The 17,693-nt window shown below is 46.7% G+C and carries 15 protein-coding genes; all 15 read right to left on the bottom strand.

Annotated features, from left to right (window positions below):
* Window positions 1-6: 6 nt before the first annotated feature.
* The 15 genes from ACFVS2_RS03715 to ACFVS2_RS03645 all read right to left on the bottom strand — a co-directional run bounded on the left by ACFVS2_RS03715 (window position 7) and on the right by ACFVS2_RS03645 (window position 17,606).
* Window positions 7-414 carry an FAS1-like dehydratase domain-containing protein gene (locus ACFVS2_RS03715; protein ID WP_390231061.1) on the bottom strand — a complete coding sequence of 136 codons (408 nt, stop codon included), beginning with the start codon at window positions 412-414 and terminating at the stop codon, window positions 7-9.
* Complete coding sequence (locus tag ACFVS2_RS03710; protein WP_390231058.1) at window positions 411-2,015, bottom strand: long-chain-fatty-acid--CoA ligase; 1,605 nt, start codon at window positions 2,013-2,015, stop codon at window positions 411-413. Before ACFVS2_RS03710 ends, ACFVS2_RS03715 begins: the two co-directional genes overlap by 4 nt.
* Before the next feature lie 55 nt (window positions 2,016-2,070).
* Window positions 2,071-3,264, bottom strand: coding sequence for an acyl-CoA dehydrogenase family protein (locus ACFVS2_RS03705; protein WP_390231055.1), 1,194 nt, complete (start codon window positions 3,262-3,264; stop codon window positions 2,071-2,073).
* Between the two features lie 25 nt (window positions 3,265-3,289).
* Window positions 3,290-4,471: a lipid-transfer protein gene (locus ACFVS2_RS03700; RefSeq protein ID WP_390231052.1), complete on the bottom strand. Its 1,182-nt coding sequence runs from the start codon at window positions 4,469-4,471 to the stop codon at window positions 3,290-3,292.
* 168 nt (window positions 4,472-4,639) lie between these two features.
* Complete coding sequence (locus ACFVS2_RS03695) at window positions 4,640-5,821, bottom strand: CaiB/BaiF CoA transferase family protein (RefSeq protein ID WP_390231049.1); 1,182 nt, start codon at window positions 5,819-5,821, stop codon at window positions 4,640-4,642.
* Entirely contained in the window at window positions 5,818-6,234 is a 417-nt protein-coding gene (locus ACFVS2_RS03690) for a PaaI family thioesterase (RefSeq protein ID WP_390231046.1), read from the bottom strand. Before ACFVS2_RS03690 ends, ACFVS2_RS03695 begins: the two co-directional genes overlap by 4 nt.
* 232 nt (window positions 6,235-6,466) lie before the next feature.
* Window positions 6,467-8,374 (bottom strand): alkyl/aryl-sulfatase, encoded by a 1,908-nt coding sequence (locus ACFVS2_RS03685; protein WP_390231043.1) that lies wholly within the window; start codon window positions 8,372-8,374, stop codon window positions 6,467-6,469.
* 138 nt (window positions 8,375-8,512) lie between these two features.
* Window positions 8,513-9,556, bottom strand: a complete 1,044-nt coding sequence (locus ACFVS2_RS03680) for a zinc-dependent alcohol dehydrogenase family protein (RefSeq protein WP_390231040.1) — start codon at window positions 9,554-9,556, stop codon at window positions 8,513-8,515.
* Window positions 9,557-9,582: 26 nt separating this feature from the next.
* Window positions 9,583-11,184 (bottom strand): long-chain-fatty-acid--CoA ligase, encoded by a 1,602-nt coding sequence (locus ACFVS2_RS03675; RefSeq protein ID WP_390231037.1) that lies wholly within the window; start codon window positions 11,182-11,184, stop codon window positions 9,583-9,585.
* A gap of 32 nt (window positions 11,185-11,216) precedes the next feature.
* The gene (locus ACFVS2_RS03670; RefSeq protein ID WP_390231034.1) at window positions 11,217-12,614 is read right to left on the bottom strand and encodes an aldehyde dehydrogenase family protein; all 1,398 of its coding nucleotides are present in this window, start codon (window positions 12,612-12,614) and stop codon (window positions 11,217-11,219) included.
* 220 nt (window positions 12,615-12,834) lie between these two features.
* Window positions 12,835-13,803 carry an electron transfer flavoprotein subunit alpha/FixB family protein gene (locus ACFVS2_RS03665; protein ID WP_390231031.1) on the bottom strand — a complete coding sequence of 323 codons (969 nt, stop codon included), beginning with the start codon at window positions 13,801-13,803 and terminating at the stop codon, window positions 12,835-12,837.
* Between the two features lie 22 nt (window positions 13,804-13,825).
* Entirely contained in the window at window positions 13,826-14,593 is a 768-nt protein-coding gene (locus ACFVS2_RS03660) for an electron transfer flavoprotein subunit beta/FixA family protein (protein ID WP_390231028.1), read from the bottom strand.
* 34 nt (window positions 14,594-14,627) lie between these two features.
* Window positions 14,628-15,395, bottom strand: coding sequence for a 3-hydroxyacyl-CoA dehydrogenase (locus tag ACFVS2_RS03655; protein WP_390231025.1), 768 nt, complete (start codon window positions 15,393-15,395; stop codon window positions 14,628-14,630).
* Between the two features lie 21 nt (window positions 15,396-15,416).
* Entirely contained in the window at window positions 15,417-16,193 is a 777-nt protein-coding gene (locus ACFVS2_RS03650; protein ID WP_390231023.1) for an enoyl-CoA hydratase/isomerase family protein, read from the bottom strand.
* A 162-nt stretch (window positions 16,194-16,355) separates the two neighbouring features.
* The gene (locus ACFVS2_RS03645; protein WP_390231020.1) at window positions 16,356-17,606 is read right to left on the bottom strand and encodes an MFS transporter; all 1,251 of its coding nucleotides are present in this window, start codon (window positions 17,604-17,606) and stop codon (window positions 16,356-16,358) included.
* Between the last annotated feature and the right edge of the window lie 87 nt (window positions 17,607-17,693).

The following is a 17,693-nucleotide window of genomic DNA, read 5'->3' as shown; positions in this document are numbered from 1 at the left end:
CACCCCCTAGTGCTTTTCGATGATGGTCGAGCGTCCAACGACGACGGTTTCACCATGTTGATTGACGAACTCTTTTTTGATGACGACAAAGGTCATGGCCGCTTTTGTGTATACGTCCTCCACTTCTCCATAAACAGTTATATCATCCCCGATTCTGATTTTGCCTCGGTACTCATATTCCTGTCCTCCGTGGAGAACTTTTTCAATTTTCAGACCCAAAGTCTTCGAAATGGACGTTTGAGAACCCCAAAATTCGATGACAGTAGGAAAAGTTGGCGGAATGACCCCTTCCTCAACGTCAACAGACTGATGATTATCGAGTGCGCACAATAGCTCCCTGACTTTGCAATGCTCCACTTTATAAGTAAAGGGTTCTAGCTTGATCCCAACTCGATCGTCTTTTTGTTTGTTCATGAGTCTCCTCCCGTTCTGACTTCTTCGTCCACCAAAACTCTGCGGAGAATCTTCCCGACAGCCGATTTTGGCAACTCATCTCGAAATTGGATGATGCGCGGTACTTTATAACGAGCCAGCCTATGATTACACCACTCGAGAATCTCCTCTTCTGTGACACCTGGATACTTCCGTACGATGACTGCTTTTACCGTTTCTCCTCGGTATTCGTCTGGTATGCCGAAAACGCAAGCTTCGCTGACTGCCTCATGCTGGTAAAGCACTTCTTCAATTTCCGAGGGATATACGTTGTAACCGCTCGCGATGATCATCTCTTTTTTTCGTCCCACAATCGAAAAGAAGCCATCTTCCCCCATCGTTGCCAAGTCACCTGTGAAGAGCCATCCGTCCTTCAATACAGCCGCTGTTTCCTGTGGATTTCGCCAATAGCCCTTCATGATGCTTGGCGCTTTGACTATCAATTCCCCCGTTTCGCCTGGGGGCAATTCGTGCCTACCTGTTGCTACATCCACGATCTTTGCATCACACTCTGGGAGCGGAATGCCAATCGTCCCTACTCGTATGGCGCCTGTAGTCGGTGTGCCATGCGTGACCAGCCCCTCTGACAATCCATACCCTTCTATGATGTTTAGTCCGGTCTTTCTCTTGAATTGTTGCGCCACCTCGATCGGCAATGGCGCTGTTCCGGATTGGCACAGTTTGAAGCTGGACAGGTCATCTTTGTTCAATTCTGGATGTTGGAGCAGCGCAACATAGAGAGTAGGCATGCCCGGAAAAATGGTCGGGCGGTACTGACGGATGACTTCTAATGCTTGATCGACTTTGAAACGACGTACGATGATATACGTGCCCGCTAACATCATGATTCTGTTTAAGGTCACGATGCCAAATATATGAAACAAAGGTGCAATACCTAACAATCTTTCGCCGGGAATTTGCAATTGCTTTGAAATAACAGGAAAGTTTTGAAAAACATTGCTGATCAGATTGGAGTGAGTGAGCATGACACCCTTGGAGCGGCCAGTCGTTCCACCTGTATATTGCAGGAGCGCTACATCTTCACTTGGCGTAATCTCCACATTTGTAGCGTCTGCGTGGTTTTCCGAAATCCATTGGTAGAAGGTTCCGCTCTCATCGGACAGAGTGTCAACTTGAAGGAAGGTGATCGATTCAGCCATTCCGGTTTGCTCCAGTTTGGCTCCTTGCACGCCCTCGCTCACGAACCAAATCGAACCGGAATCTTCCAGGATGTGCTTCAGTTCGTGAGTCGTATACATCGGATTTACCTGTACCACGATTCCGCCCAATCGGAGTGTAGCGAATAAGGAAATCACATACTCGACGCTGTTGGGTAGCATGATGGCTAGTCGATCTCCCTTTTGAAAACCCCGGTACTGGAGGGCTGCTGCCAGCCGATCCACGACCTCTTTCAATTGGGAGTAGGTAAACGTTTTTTCTCCGTCTATTACTGCTTTTTCATCGGGATACTGACTTGCCGTCCGCTTGAAAAATTCATACAAGGAGATGGACGGGATTTCCACGAGCGGGGAAACTCCGTCTGGATAAAACGCATGCCAGGGTCGATTCTCAGCTTCCTTCATGCTAACTTCTCCTCCTAAAGCGATTTTCAGGTGGTTAAGTCTAACAGTGTTTTGCCTACAACCCGAGATTTTTCGCGATGATGTTTTTCATAATTTCTGTCGTACCACCGTAGATCGGCATGACAGCGACATCACGGTAACGCCGGGCAATGGCGTACTCTTCCATGAAGCCGTATCCGCCATGAAGCTGTAGGCAGCGGACAGACATACGCCGCGCCATTTCGGTGATCGACCACTTTGCCATAGAGACTTGCGTCGTTACATTTTCGCCCTTCATATGCCGGTTTGTCAGATCGTCGATAAAGGTCTGCGCCATGGAAACTTCCGTAGCCATCTCCGCCATCTCGAATTGCGTATTTTGAAAGGAACTGATTGGCTTACCGAAGGCGTGTCTCTCTTTAACATATGTCATGGTCGTCTTGATCATCTCTTCAGCCACAACCAACGCTCCAATTGCAATCATAATCCGCTCTTGTTGCAGCTTATCCATCAGGTAGTAGAAGCCCTTGCCTTCCTCCCCGAGCAGATTGGCCACAGGCACACGTGCATCCTCAAAGATCAGCTCTGCTGTATCAGTTGAATGCTGACCCAATTTCTTCAATTTGCGACCGCGAGAAAAACCAGGTGTACCCTCCTCCACTAAGATGATGCTGATCCCTTTGTGAGCAGGAGTGGCTGTTGGGTCTGTCTTGACGCAAATGAAGAATAGTCCTGCATTGAATCCATTGGAGATAAACGTTTTTTGTCCGTTGATGATATAGTGGTCTCCGTCTCGCACGGCCGTTGTCCGCATTCCCGCCAAGTCGGAGCCGATGCCTGGTTCCGTCATGCCGATCGCTGTCGTAATCTCACCAGATACGCATTTGGGCAAGTAGTTTTTCTTCTGCTCCTCGGTACCGTAGCGTTCCAAATAGGGAACGATGATCGAACTGCTCATACTTGCCAAGCCGCCTACTCCAACCCGACTCAATTCTTCTGCCAGAACCATGTTAAAGCCAAAATCGAGCCCAAGTCCGCCGTACTCAGGAGCAACTTGCGGGCAGAGGAATCCTTGTTCGCCCATTTTTTGATAAAACTCGCGTGGAGTGAATTGCTCTTCCTCCCATTTCTCAATGTTCGGTACGGCTTCCTTTTCCAAAAACTTGCGAAGAGAGGTGCGAAACATTTCATGCTCTTGCGTGAGAAAAGGTCGATTTCTTTTGAATAAATCGAACGTCGCTGGTTTCGATGCTGGAATGGTTTGAGACATGAATAATCCCTCCGATTTGTATGGATTAGCAGATACGATACATCGTAACCACACATGCTCCGCCAAGGCCCAAGTTATGTTGGAGAGCGACACGCGCCCCTTCTACCTGACGTTTGTCTGCCTGACCTCGCAACTGCCAAACTAGCTCTGTGCATTGTGCGAGACCGGTTGCTCCCAACGGATGACCTTTTGACATTAAACCGCCAGATGGATTGACAACGTAGGTTCCGCCGTATGTGTTATTGCCATCGAGGATGAACTTCTCGGCCCCGCCTTCTTCACACAAGCCCAAGCCTTCGTAAGTGATGACCTCATTGGGAGTGAAGCAATCGTGTAGCTCTACCACGTTTACCTCATCCGGACCGATCCCGGCCATTTCATAGACTTGTTCCGCTGCACGTCGAGTCATATCAGCACCAACTAGATTGAGGATAGATTCATGTGTAACATCGGTATCTGTTGTGAGCGCCTGACCAACAATTTCTACGGCATTCGTAATCCCGTGCTTGATCGCGAAGGCTTCACTGCATACAATCGCTGCCGCTGCTCCGCAGGTTGGGGGGCAAGCCATCAGACGTGTCAAATGAGGCATTAAGGCCGGGGCGTTCAATACCTCTTCCACGCTCAGCGGCTTATGAAAAAGAGAATACGGGTTTTGAATCGCGTGACTTCTCGTTTTCACAGATACTTTGGCAAAAATGTCTGGGTTCGCTCCATACTTTTCAAGGTATTCCTTTCCTGCTGAACCAAAAATCTTGATCGCATTCGAAGCAGAATCCGGCACGTCTGCCCACAGCTCTTTCAAGCGATTTTGTGTCCAGCCTAACGGAGGAGTCCGATCTGTCCAGACACTTGCTAATGCGCCTGGTTTCATTTCTTCAAAACCAACTGCCAGTGCGCAATCTACCATACCCGATTCGACTGCTTGCCTCGCCAAAAATAGTGCAGTAGAACCGGAAGAGCAGTTATTGTTGACGTTAATGATCGGAATCCCTGTCATCCCGACCATATACAAGGCTCGTTGACCACAAGTACTGTCTCCATATACATAGCTCGCATACGCTTGTTGGATGTCCGAATAGTGAATGCCCGCATCTTCCAATGCGCCTTTGACTGCTTTCGATGCCATCACTTCATACGGTTCATGCGAGCCAGGCTTTGTAAACGGTACCATATTTACACCGATGACTTTTGTTTTTCGACTCATGCTTCTTCCTCCTTTGGACGATCACAGACCTTTACACAACTAGTAGGTGTAGCAAATGTCGTGCCAATACGTTTGTTCGCCTATGATCGAGTCTGTCAAAGTCTCTTCGCTCATTGTGTATGCGTTAAATACACAAACCTGATACGACTGTATAAAATTCATACACTTCTATTGCGCAAAAACCTCTTTTCCCTTAAGTGCTGCAATTTGCTCGTCGGTATAACCCAGCGATTTCAGTACGAGAATCGAATGCTCACCGAGTTTGCTTCCGATATGCTTATATTCTGGTTGAGCTGCGGAAAATTTGATCGGAAAACCGAATTGTCGCTGTGTGGTTCCGTCCGGCTTCCGAACATCCACAATCATCTCGCGCGCCTTCAATTGCGGATGCTCGCACGCTTCAGCAAATGTGAGCACTGGTTCAACACACGCTTCTATCTCCTGAAAAATGGCTGTCCATTCCGCGAAGGTTTTCGCTCGAAACGCGTTACGAACGTAATCTTTAAAAGTTTGGACATCATCTGGTGATTCACTGAAAGACAATGGCAACAGATCCGATCCCCCAATTGCCTCGCACAACAGCTTACGGAATTGAGGTTCAAGGCTGCCTACTGAAAAATACCGTCCATCTTTTGTTTCATAGTAGTCGTAAAAAATACCGCCGTTTAACCGCATGGCCTCCGCCTGAGGCTCTACCCCGCACGCAAGATAACCAGCGCCATGGATGGTATTTAATACGAATGCAGCATCCGTCATGCTGATGTCAATGTATTGACCTTCGCCCGTCCGCTCGCGATGCAACAAAGCAGCCAGCATTCCAATCACGGAGTGGAGTGAACCACCCGCAATATCTGCGATATGAAAACCATGCGGAGACGGAGGCGATCCTTTTCGCCGGGAGTAATCATTGATTCCTGCAATAGACAAGTAGTTGTTGTCATGCCCAGGTCGATTACGATACGGGCCAGTTTGACCATATCCGGTGATGGAACAGTAGATCAGTCGCGGATTAATCGCTCGCAGTGCCTCAAATCCAAGGCCGAGTCGTTCCATGACCCCCGGACGGAACTGTTCAAGGACAATGTCGTATTCTTTCACGAGCTCTTTTACGATATCTACGGCTTCTTGTTTTTTGAGGTCAAGCGCGATGGATGATTTCGAGCGATTCAAGTAGCCATGGGCTGCCGTTACCCCCCCATCTACTTGTTTACCTTGCCTGATACTGTCCGGTCGGGTGAACGATTCCACGCGAAGCACTTCTGCTCCCAGATCTGCTAGCATCGTCGTTGCAAAAGGCCCCGGCAGTAAAGTTGAGAAATCGAGAACTTTATAGCCACGCAACAAGCTCATTGTTTCACCTCATTCAAATTGGTTGATAAAAGCTTAAAGGTAGCACTCGCTATCGCCAGAAGTTTGCCTGCACGGTCTCGTACCTCTCCTTCACCTGTGGCAAGGCTTTTGCCTATATGGCGAATTTTTGCTGTTCCAACAACGAGATCACCCTCTTTGGCAGAGGCCAAATAATGAATGTTTAAATTAACCGTTACCAGGCTGTACTCCGTCTGAGTTCGGATAGTCAAACCCATCACGTGGTCGAGTAAGCTCGCTATGACACCTCCGTGCAACAAATTACCGGCGTTCAACAATTCAGATGTAATTGGCAGTTCAACTACCACATGTCCTTCTTCCCTATTCGTAATTTGAATGCCAAGATGCCGCTCAAATCCCGGTGGTATCCTTTTTGGGGGTTCCGTAATGGACATACTCTCACCTCGCTTTGCAGTTGCACTGTGAATCCATCTGTGTTGATTTATCTGAAATGCAAATGCCGTGCCAAGGAACCTTCCGTTCTTATTTGAATGAAATGCATGCGATGTAAATTTTATGCGTAAGCAAATCGTATACATCTAGAACAGTTGTATGAAATCTATACACATCAACACTGGAAGAAAAAATAGAAACCCTTGATTTCTCAAGGGTCAACTCGCTGAGCCTTTATTCAGGTGTCACAATAGCGGGAAATGGATCAAATTCGTCCAATAATGCTAGAAACGCGTTAATTGGCGTCGTGTCACCGATTACTTCTATTTTTCCCGTTGCCATGGCTTGCTCAAGTGATAGACGACCAAGCATCAATGCAAAGAAAGTCATTCGATCCGTTACAAACGAAACGTTTGGATGAGCGTCATGCTTATTTACTTTGTTCACGAGAACCGAATTTTCCAGGTACATAGCAAAGGATTGGTCTGAATCTGTGATCGTTACATTCATCGTGAACTTTTTGCCTTCTGCTTTCGGACCGTTGAGTTTCACAGCTAGCAGTGTTAAGAAATCCGAAATGGGCATGTAGGTAATGATCCCTGATACATCAGTTGGAGAGTTGTCCTTATTTACCCCATTACGCAGTTCAGTAGCTCCGACCAAATACATATTTCGCCAGTTCGCGGATTCCGCTTGGTACCCCAATTGTTCAAATGCATTGGCCAGCAAATTTTTCGCTTCTGTATGAGTGGGATCAGCCATGACCACATGCTTTACTACTTGCGCAACCCAACGATACTCTCCTTTTTCAAAATCAGCCTTTGCCTGCTGCAAAATGTTACTTGCGCCACCCATGTACTGAACATATTTCTCGGCGGCTTCCACCTGTGGCAGCGGATCCAAATCAGAAGGATGCGCACTGTAATAGCCGAGATAAAAGTTGTAGATTCCTTTAACGTTATGCTTTAACGTTCCATAGTACCCTCGATTTCCCCAGTATTTATCCAGTGTGTCCGGAAGCTTGATTGTTTCTGCTATTTCATCCATCGTATATCCATGATTGGCTAAACGCACCGTTTGATCGTGCATATATTTATACAGATCACGTTGCATTTTCAAATGGGCAATGGCGTTTTCTTTGCCCCATACTGGCCAAGCATGGATCATCAACAGGGCATCCACTTCTTCTGCCTCAAACAAGTCAATCGTCTTATCCAGGGCGTTTGCCCATAGCAAAGCATCTCGCGTTTTTGCTCCTCTTACGGTGTAGATTTGATGCATAGATTTGTTGGCATTTTCCGAGACAAACAACGCTTTGTAATCGCGGATGTAGAAGTGCATTTCGGCAGGTGCTTCTGTATTGGGGGTTAGTAAAAATTCGAAGGTCATTCCGTCAATTTCCATAGTCTGCGTCTCGCTTACGATCTCAACCGTAGGCAGCGCAAAGCTGAACTTACCCGAATTCGTCACGGGGCCAATCCCTACAGAAACCGTTCCTGTAGCGTTAACCGGTAGATTTTTCCCGAATTGATACCCTGCGCGACGGGCCATGATCGTACCAAGCAGTACATTTTCGCTCAACGCTTCTTTTGTAAAATGTTGTGGTGCGATAATGGGGATTTCGGGATTTTTCGCATACTGAAGTGCTGCTTCGGTACCTGCAAAATGGTCACCGTGACTCTGGCTGATAATAATCGCGGTAACCGGTCTTTTAGGTCGATGCTGATAATATAACTCCATCGCGGCTTGCATGGATTCTACACCAGCTAATGTATCAACAACAATAACTCCCTCTTTTCCTTCGATGAAAAAAGTCGTGACGATGGATTGTCCACGTATTTGATAAACGCCCTCTACTACCTTGAACAACCCTGTAATTGCATGTAACTGCGAATTTCTCCACAAGCTAGGATTGACTGTATCGGGTGCAGGCTGATCAAGGAATCCGAGCTTTTCGATGTCCCAAACAACTTTTCCAGCCTCATTTTTTATGACTTTTGCTTCTATGGGGGCGAGGAAACCTCTATTTGCATCCTCGAAATCTTGCTTGTCTTCAAATGGGAGAGAGGCATAAACGGCCTCCTGTGCCTTTTTCGTAAAAGTCGTGGCAGGTAATGACTGATTGACTTTCAAATCTGCCATTTATATACCTCCAGATGTTTATTTTTTGAATTTTCATTGGATATTTTGTCCATGGGCTCCTATTTGTATGCATTTGGTAAAAGCAGCAAGACCATCACTACGGCAAGAGCGATGGCCCGTAAAGCGTGACGGTTCGTCCTAGAACTTGTTAATCACCGTAACTCCTACACCGGCATACGTATTCATTTCTTCCAAAGCCGTATTGATTTCTTCCAAGGAGATGGTTTTTGTTACCAATCTCCCGGGTGAAAGGCGCCCGCTTTCTACTAAGCGCAGCATCGTTGAAAATTCAGGCAAAGGCATGCCGATCGATCCAATAATCTGCGCTTCTTGCCGGAGTAAAAAGTTAATGGGGACGGAAGTAAGACCTCCATTCGGATTCGAACTCATGCCAATCTGGACATGTCTTCCTCGCTTCGTGAGACTCAGGAGAGCATTCAAAAACGTTTCCTGGATACCGAGCGCTTCAATAGAGACGTTCGCACCACCCTTTGTTATTTCCCGCACAGCCTCTGGAGCGTTCACTTGCTTGCTATTTACGGCAGCCACTGCCCCCAGCTCTTTCGCAAAGGCCAGTTTATCATCCGCGATGTCCACCGCAATGACATTCGCTCCTGCAGCAGCAGCAATTTGAACAGCAGATAGCCCTACACCACCAGCCCCATATACGGCTACCCATTCACCAGGACGCACATTTCCTTGCGTGATGACTCCATGGTAGGCAGTCATGAAGCGACATCCCATTGCACTTGCTTCAACAAAATCAATGTTTTCAGGTAAATGCATGAGGTTTTGGTCTGCCTCTCCGATATGAATATACTGCGCAAACCCGCCATTCAAGTCGAAGCCTACCAATTTGAGGTTATCGCATACATTGTGGTGACCTGCGACGCAATGCGGACATACCCCATCGCCGATATTAAACGGGACAATCACTCGGTCACCCTTTTTGAAATTGCGTATGTTTTTTCCGACCTCTTCCACCACTCCACTCATCTCGTGCCCTAAAATATGCGGAAAAGATTGAATCATACTCATATGTCCTGTCCACCCATGCCAGTCACTCCGGCATACGCCTGTTGCTTCTAATCTGGTGATGACCCCATCCGAAGTCAGTGTCGGATCTGCGATTTCTCGTACGACCAAAGGCTCGTTAAACGCTTCTAAAACGGCAGCTCTCATGTGCAGGCACCTCTCATTTCTATTGATCAGATATTTTGTTTGTTCCGTTCTTCTTCTACCAATTTGCTACGCAGGATTTTACCTACATGCGTTTTTGGAAGCGCTTCCCTAAATTCGATCAAGCGAGGAACCTTATATCTGGTCAGGCGTTCTCTGCACCAGCTCTGAATATCTTCTTCCGTCACGTTTGCTTGTCTAACGAGAACAATGACGGCCTTGATCGTCTCGCCACGATATGGATCAGGAACACCGTAGACGCAAGCCTCCAACACTGCCGGATGCTGGTAAATGACCTCTTCTACTTCTACCGGGTATACATTAAAGCCACCCGTGATGATCATATCTTTTTTGCGCCCTACAATATAAAAATAGCCCTCACTGTCCATGGTCCCGATATCACCTGTATACAGCCAACCGTCGCGTATCGTACGCTCTGTCTCTTGTTGATTCTTCCAGTATCCTTTCATGACTTGTGGGCCTTTTACAATCAGTTCCCCTGATTCTCCTATCGGCATCTCTTTTGTTCCGGTAGCTGTGTCTACAATTTTTACATCTGTATTTGGAATCGGCAGACCGATACTCCCTACTTTTCGTTGACCAATCAGTGGATTGCGCATCACTGCACATGTCGCTTCCGAAAGGCCATAACCCTCGATAATCGGAACACCTGTTTTTTGTTCAAAATTTTTCATCACTTCAATAGGCAGAGGAGCTGAACCGCCTATACACATTTGAAAGCACGAGAGGTCGTCTTTCTGTAAGTCCGGGTGATTTAAGATAGCAATATACATCGTAGGAGAACCCGTAAAATAAGTAGGCCGATGCTTGCGGATCAATTCCAGAATACGATCCATCTCAAACTTTGCGACAGGGACGTACTTCGCCCCCATTTTGACAAATTGAATGAAGCTGAACAGCCCCATACCGTGGTAGAGTGGACTAATTCCTAGCTGGCAGTGTCCAGCTTTACTTAAAACGGACTTATTTGTTTCGTATGATTGATAGAGATTCGCTATCATATTTGTGTGTGTGATCATGACGCCTTTTGATCTGCCGGTGGTTCCTCCTGTATACGTTAGGACAGCAAGCTCTTCAGGTTGTACATCCTTTTCCGGCAAGTCGAGACTCTCATGAAGAATCCAATGATGCAGATTATCTTCCTCAAAAATTTCCCGATCTGCTGCGATGAATGTCACTTGATCAGCTAATCCGGTTTTCTTCAGCTTCTCTTTCTGTTCTCGAAAGGCTATGACCCCTGTCGCTTCTGAATCTTTGAGCAGATGTTCCAACTCGGCAGGCTGAAAATTCGGGTTGATCTGAACAACCACTCCCCCTAAACGCTGAATAGCAAAAAAGGATAGCCCATATTCCATGCTGTTTGGAACCATGATCCCGATGCGATCACCCTTTCGATAACCGCGTCGATAAAGGGCAGAAGCAATCCGTTCACACGCTTCCTTTAGTTGTGAATAAGTGATTTCTCTCTCGCCGTCAGAGATTGCGATATTGGAAGAATGTAGACGAGCCGTTCGTTCTAGCACATCATAAATGGTTATGGATGGAATCTCTACTTCGTGCGAAACTTCTGGAGGATAAAATGCGAGCCAAGGTTTATTCAAGCCACTCACCCCTCGAAAAGAACGTAATCATGCAGATCCGATTATTTCAATCTTTGCATCAACGTCTCTAGCTTTCCTTTATAGGGAGCACGTGCAAATTCCTCCATTGGATTGCTTCCCACTGGTGCTTGGAAGAGAACACCCCGTTCGTGCGAAAACTCCTTGAATCCATAAACTCCTGTATATCGTCCAATCCCGCTCTCATTGATTCCGCCAAAAGGCAGATTCGGTTCCGCCATATGCCGCATGACATCATTCACGGTTGCTCCTCCAGAAGTTGTTCTGGCAAGCAGATTATCCACAATACGTTGATGATCACTGAAGATGTACAAAGCTAAAGGCTTGGGCTTTGAATCAATATACTCGATCACTTCATCCAAATCGGTGTACGTCAGGACTGGCATAATCGGTCCAAATATTTCTTCTTGCATGATTTTCGCTTCCAGAGGGACGTCCGTTAAGAGTGTTGGGTGAATTCTTCCATCTTCAATCGTACCACCAAATCGTACTTTCGCCCCTCTGGAGACAGCATCCTCCAACAAATCTTGCAAACGCTGCAAATTACGTTCATTCATAATTTTGGCCATATCTGTTTGGGTAAGCTGTCCATTTTCAAAATAGCTACGTTGGACATATGCTTCCACATGCTGAACAAATTCTTCGAGTTGATGCTCTTTGACAAAAACATAGTCTGGAGCAAGACAAATTTGTCCGGCATTCGCAAATTTGCCAAATGCGATGCGAGGAGTCATTTTCTCCAAATCAACATGCTCATCGACAACCACAGGGCATTTGCCGCCCAGCTCCAATGTAACGGATGCCAGATGTTTCGCAGCTGCCTGCATGACATGCTTGCCAATCGAAGTACTCCCCGTAAAGAAGATATGGTGAAATGGAAGGGCTAGCAAAGCTTCTGCAACATCCACTCCCCCTTCAAAGATGGCAACCTCAGATTCCTCGAACACCTCGCGAACGATTTTCGTCGCAAGTCGGCTGGTTGCTGGCGCCATTTCAGAAGGCTTCAAGATACATACATTCCCTGCCCCAATCGCAGGAATTAACGGAAGAAACAGCAAGTAAAATGGAAAATTCCACGCCGAGAAAATCAGGCACTGTCCTTTTGGCTCCCACATAATTCTCGCAGTTGCTCCCACGCTTTGTGTAGCGACTTCGACAGGCTGCATCCATTGTTCCAAGCTGGCGATAAAACGATCAATCTCATGAATGACACCGAGCACTTCTGTTGTGACGGCTTCAAAAGAAGGCTTCTCCAAATCTTGTTGAAGCGCTTGTAAAATAGCAGGAGTTTGCGTACGAATGATTGTTTTTAGTTTCTGTAATTTTTGTATACGTTCTGCGGCACTGGTTCTTTTGACAACATGCTGATGTTTCTTTTGTAACTCGAATACTTGTTGAATTTGATCCGTAACATCAACCATCAAGAAAGCCCTCCGATCATTCGTTGACGCATTTTCATCATCAGAATGTCGATCTTGGTGAGGAAAGGATATCTGGAAAACACTTCTATCAACCAGCAAGTATCATACCAAAAGAAAATCACTGTCTTGCTTAGATTTATCGTCATGGAATGGAGCGAAGTTGTTTGAAATTGCTACGATACCAGACACACGGAGTGTATTTTCCAGACAGTTCCTGGGATTATGATACGAGAACTTTCTTCAATTCTTCTGTCAGCAGTGGAACGACTTCAAACAAGTCTCCAACGATTCCGTAGTCGGCAATTTGAAAGATCGGTGCTTCCGGGTCTTTGTTAATGGCCACGATAATTTTTGAGTTGGACATTCCCGCCAAGTGTTGAATAGCCCCTGAGATGCCGCACGCAATATACAGATCGGGTGTCACTACTTTTCCTGTTTGTCCGATTTGCAAGGAGTAATCGCAGTAATCGGCGTCGCAAGCTCCACGGGACGCTCCCACTGCACCGCCAAGTGCCTGAGCCAATTCTTGCAGGGGTTGAAAGCCTTCCACGCTTTTCACACCGCGTCCACCAGCGACGATGATCTTGGCTTCGCTGAGATCGATTCCACTTGCTGTTTTTCGCACGACTTCCTTGATGATGGTACGAAGATCAGTGATTTCTGGCTGAAAATCTACGATCACGGTTTGCACAGCTGTCTCTATGATTTCAAAATTATTGGGGCGCAGGGTTGCGAACACCATTCCTTCTTGGAAGTTCTTTTTTTGAAACGCTTTCCCCGCATAGATCGGACGAACAAACCTGATTTGCTCTCCGTTTGTCTCTACAGCCGTACAATCTGAAATGAGTCCCGCTCCACATTTGGCCGCTACTCTTGGTGAGATATCTTTTCCCAATGAAGTATGGCCGACCAAGACAACATCTGGCTGAACTTCATGAATGAGTTGCGTAAATGCTTGGCTATACGCCTCGGTTGTGCCAGTAGATAGCGCTTGGGTTTTCGTTACATACAAGGTACTGGCTCCGTATTTGCTGATATCCTGCACATACGCTTCCGCATTCGGCGAGAACAACGCCGCGATGACTTCTCCCCCTGCCGCGACCTGATTCGCGACAGTTAATGCCTCGAGAGATACATTACGTAATTTTGCATCCTTTACTTCGGTAAGTACCAGAACCTTTTTGCTCACGGTTAATCCTCTCCTTTTTACTTTAGATGACCTTCGCTTCTGTACGCAGCAGTAGTGCCAATTCGATTACCTGTTCCTTGATTTCTCCGCTCAATAGGCGACCTGCTTGCTTCTTGGCAGGCAAATACTGCTCGACAATCGTTGTGCGGGCCTTTCTCACATCGTTTGCAAGAGCCAAATCTTCCAGAGTCAAACGCTCCATTGGCTTTTTCTTTGCTTTCATAATGCCTGGCAAAGACGGGTAGCGCGGCTCGTTTAACCCTTGCTGAGCTGTCGACAAGAGTGGGAGACCGACTTCGATGATCTCCATATCGCCTTCTACGTCTCTTTCGACTGTTGCTTTGTCGCCATCGATTGTAAGCTTTGTAATCGTAGATACGTGTGGGATACCTAATGCCTCTGCAACCCGAATCGCAACCTGTCCTCCCCCGCTATCTACAGACATATTGCCCCCGAGAATCAAATCGAATGATAGATCCTTAATCGCTGCCGTAATCAAACTAGCAATGGTGTATTCATCCGCTTCGTTTTCACCTGGATCGACGAGTATCGCTTTATCTGCTCCCATCGCAAGAGCGGTTCGGAGAGCACCCTCCGCACGCTCTGGGCCAACGGTGATCACGGTGACCTCTGCTCCGTTTTCTTCCTTGAGCTTGACTGCTTCCTCGACAGCATACTCGTCATAAGGATTCACGATAAACTCGATGCCTTCTTCATTGATCTGACCGTTGTGAATCACGATTTTTTCTTCGGTATCAAATGTTTGTTTCAACAAGACTAAAATGTTCATCTGCATTCTCCTCCGGACTTCGTTTTATTTTCGATTACTTTGGCTGCATACGCAGTGCACCATCTAAACGGATGACTTCCCCGTTTAACATCGGGTTTTCGATAATGCTTCGAACGAGATGGGCAAACTCATTCGGCTGCCCCAACCGCTGGGGAAACGGCACCATAGCGCTTAGTGCTTGCTTAACATGCTCGGGAGCCCTGCCTAGCATCGGCGTCTCAAAAAGACCTGGCGCGATCGTAACGACACGAATGCCAAGCGAGGATAGATCCCTTGCAATGGGAAGCGTCATCCCAACGACTCCCCCCTTTGATGCACTGTAAGCAGCTTGACCCATTTGCCCTTCAAAGGCAGCAGCAGATGCCGTATTAACGATAACCCCTCTTTCCCCTAGCTCGTTCGGTTCGTTCTCGCTCATTTTCTCTGCTGCTAAACGAATGACATTGAAGGTTCCGATCAAGTTGACATGAATAATCTTTGTAAAAAGTGTGAGATCGAACGGGCCGTTTTTTCCATACGTTTTTTGTGAACCGCCGATACCTGCGCAGTTCACAGCCGCTGTTATTTTACCGAATTTTTCAACCGCTTGGTCTAATGCTGACCTGACATCCGCTTCTTCGACGACGTTTGTATTCACATAAAGAACCTGGTCGCCTAGTGCTTCGGTGAGCTGGGTTCCCTTCTCATCATTGACATCCATCATGAGTGCTTTTCCACCATGCGCTACGATATTTTTCACGGTTGCCTCTCCCAGACCTGAAGCACCGCCGGTAACTGCTACCACACTGTTTTTGAAATCCATTCCCCTTCTCTCCTTTATTGTCTAGTTCCCTTGAAATTGCGGGCTCCTTTTTTCTAAAAACGCTTGTACGCCTTCTTTTACGTCTTCTTTCAAGAACAAATCTTGGAATAACTCAGCCTCAAGCTTGAGTGCCTGCTGAAAAGGGAGCTCCATTCCTTCATCCACCGCTTTTTTAATATGCTGAAGAGCAGAAGGCGAGTTTTGGCAAATTTTTTGCGCAAGAGTCAGCGCTGCTCCCAGTCCCTCGCCAGTGGGTACGACACGATTGACCAAGCCAATCCGCATGGCTTCATCTGCGGTAATATGCTCACCTGTAAACAACAATTCTTTTGCTGTCGCCTCTCCAATCAGGCGCGGTAAACGCTGTGTACCGCCTGCCCCGGGGAGCAGCCCAAGCTTCACTTCTGGCACCCCAATCAATGCGTGCTGTTCCGCAATGCGTAGATCACATGTCAAGGCAAGCTCGCAGCCACCTCCCAGTGCGTATCCATTTATAACAGCAATCGTCAGTTTCGGAGAATAATCAATGCTGTTAAAAAAGTTGTGATTCTCCATAAATTGAGGAAGCAAATTTGGATTTCCGATTCGTTTTGGCAGCTCTTTGATGTCGGCTCCCGCCACAAATGCTTTTTGCCCAGCTCCTGTCAAAATGATTGCCAGCACGTCGGCGTTTGCATGGAGCTCAGCGAATATGACTTGCAATTCTTCTTTGACCCCAGCACTCAATGCGTTCATCGGTGGATTGTCGATGGTGACAATCGCGATTCTTCCCCGTTTTTCAACATTGACCAGACTCATCGCTGTCTCTCCTTCCATGTCGATTTTGTTTTGTAAAAAGAGAAAAGCAAATGTCATGCCAACACCAAAAAAGTAGTTCCTTATACAAAATCAACACGAAAAATGTCGGATTGTTTGATTTTCAAACAGGTAATTCAACGCAATTATCTTGTTTTCAGACACCTACACAGACTCCACTTGAAGCGGAATATCTTTGGACGATTGATCCGGCCTGACAAACACCAAAAAGAGAATCCCCGTTACAATGAAGAGGCCCACGATGACGTAAAGCGAGTAATGAAAACCGAGCACAAAGTTATTGCCCGCTGCTTGCACTAAGATTCCTGTTATGACCGGAGCAATGATGGAGGCTATATTGGTAATAAACGAATAGATACTCGTCATGAAACCAGCTCGTTCTGGCATGAGCTTAATCAGTATTTGCGGTCCAACTGTGGCAATGCTGTAACTCGATGTTTTTGCTAAACACAAAGCAACAAATATCCAGATAAAAGAATCAAATACCGGCATAAAGGCAAGAGATAGTCCACCAATAAGCGTGACGATCCCTGAAACCAGAACCCGCGATTTGAAATCGCTCTTGGACTTCTTATAAAGATGATCGGAAAAGGATGATAGCACCAATACCATGACTGTAGCTGCAACACCGCTTCCGGCGACGGCATACGCCATGTTCATCGGCTCTAAGTGCAGTACTTTTGTCAAGTACAGTGGAAGCCAAATAAGCAGCCAAGTGGATAGCCAAAAAGCAGAGAACGCCAATGCAAGGGTGAGAAAACATGCTGGATTGCGCAAAACGGGAGAAATATCTGCCCATCTCAATTTTTTCACCTTGGATAGAGCCATTTGATTACTCGGGTGATTCTTGTTTTTTCGATCAACAAACAACCAGACGAAAGCCAAAACCAGACTCACTACACCTAAGAGTGCAAAGGTCAACCGCCAGCCATACTTTTCTATCATCAAGACAAGGATGGGCGCTGAAATAATTCCGCCAACACTGGCACCAGAGACGATGACTGCAAAGGCTATTCCTCGTTTTTCGGGAGGAAACCATTTGGCAGCATGGCTCATCACAACCGGCCCAAATGGCCCCTCAAACGCCCCCAACAATAACCGATACAAGATCAGCATCGGCAAGGTCATGATGGCATAGGAGCCAAACTGCAGAACGGTCCAGGCAAGCAATAGAATTACAATCATTTTCGAAGTCCCGATCCGATCTGACCATGTCCCTCCAAGTAAAGCTGCGATGGCAAATAACCAGTAAAAACTGCTTCCGACCATCCCCCATTGGGCATTATTTAAGCCAAGCTCCTTCATCAAAGGGTCTGCTGCATACCCAATGATCGCCTTATCCGCATAGTTAATGACGTAGGCAAAAAACAAGAGTGCTAGAACTATCCATCTCATCCCAAAACTCCCCTCCTTCATAGTAGAAATGATAATTAAACACAAAATTCAGAAAAAGCAAGTGTTATGCCAATCACACATGAGTCT

It is taken from the genome of Brevibacillus sp. NPDC058079 (genome assembly GCF_042885155.1).
Taxonomy (GTDB): domain Bacteria; phylum Bacillota; class Bacilli; order Brevibacillales; family Brevibacillaceae; genus Brevibacillus.
This window is presented reverse-complemented; position numbering and strand designations above follow the sequence as displayed.

What these genes read in the sequence shown, in the direction of transcription:
- ACFVS2_RS03715 (WP_390231061.1), bottom strand. Translation starts at nt 414, where the DNA reads ATGAACAAACAAAAAGACGATCGAGTTGGGATCAAGCTAGAACCCTTT.
- ACFVS2_RS03710 (WP_390231058.1), bottom strand. Translation starts at nt 2,015, where the DNA reads ATGAAGGAAGCTGAGAATCGACCCTGGCATGCGTTTTATCCAGACGGA.
- ACFVS2_RS03705 (WP_390231055.1), bottom strand. Translation starts at nt 3,264, where the DNA reads ATGTCTCAAACCATTCCAGCATCGAAACCAGCGACGTTCGATTTATTC.
- ACFVS2_RS03700 (WP_390231052.1), bottom strand. Translation starts at nt 4,471, where the DNA reads ATGAGTCGAAAAACAAAAGTCATCGGTGTAAATATGGTACCGTTTACA.
- ACFVS2_RS03695 (WP_390231049.1), bottom strand. Translation starts at nt 5,821, where the DNA reads ATGAGCTTGTTGCGTGGCTATAAAGTTCTCGATTTCTCAACTTTACTG.
- ACFVS2_RS03690 (WP_390231046.1), bottom strand. Translation starts at nt 6,234, where the DNA reads ATGTCCATTACGGAACCCCCAAAAAGGATACCACCGGGATTTGAGCGG.
- ACFVS2_RS03685 (WP_390231043.1), bottom strand. Translation starts at nt 8,374, where the DNA reads ATGGCAGATTTGAAAGTCAATCAGTCATTACCTGCCACGACTTTTACG.
- ACFVS2_RS03680 (WP_390231040.1), bottom strand. Translation starts at nt 9,556, where the DNA reads ATGAGAGCTGCCGTTTTAGAAGCGTTTAACGAGCCTTTGGTCGTACGA.
- ACFVS2_RS03670 (WP_390231034.1), bottom strand. Translation starts at nt 12,614, where the DNA reads ATGGTTGATGTTACGGATCAAATTCAACAAGTATTCGAGTTACAAAAG.
- ACFVS2_RS03660 (WP_390231028.1), bottom strand. Translation starts at nt 14,593, where the DNA reads ATGAACATTTTAGTCTTGTTGAAACAAACATTTGATACCGAAGAAAAA.
- ACFVS2_RS03655 (WP_390231025.1), bottom strand. Translation starts at nt 15,395, where the DNA reads ATGGATTTCAAAAACAGTGTGGTAGCAGTTACCGGCGGTGCTTCAGGT.
- ACFVS2_RS03650 (WP_390231023.1), bottom strand. Translation starts at nt 16,193, where the DNA reads ATGAGTCTGGTCAATGTTGAAAAACGGGGAAGAATCGCGATTGTCACC.
- ACFVS2_RS03645 (WP_390231020.1), bottom strand. Translation starts at nt 17,606, where the DNA reads ATGAGATGGATAGTTCTAGCACTCTTGTTTTTTGCCTACGTCATTAAC.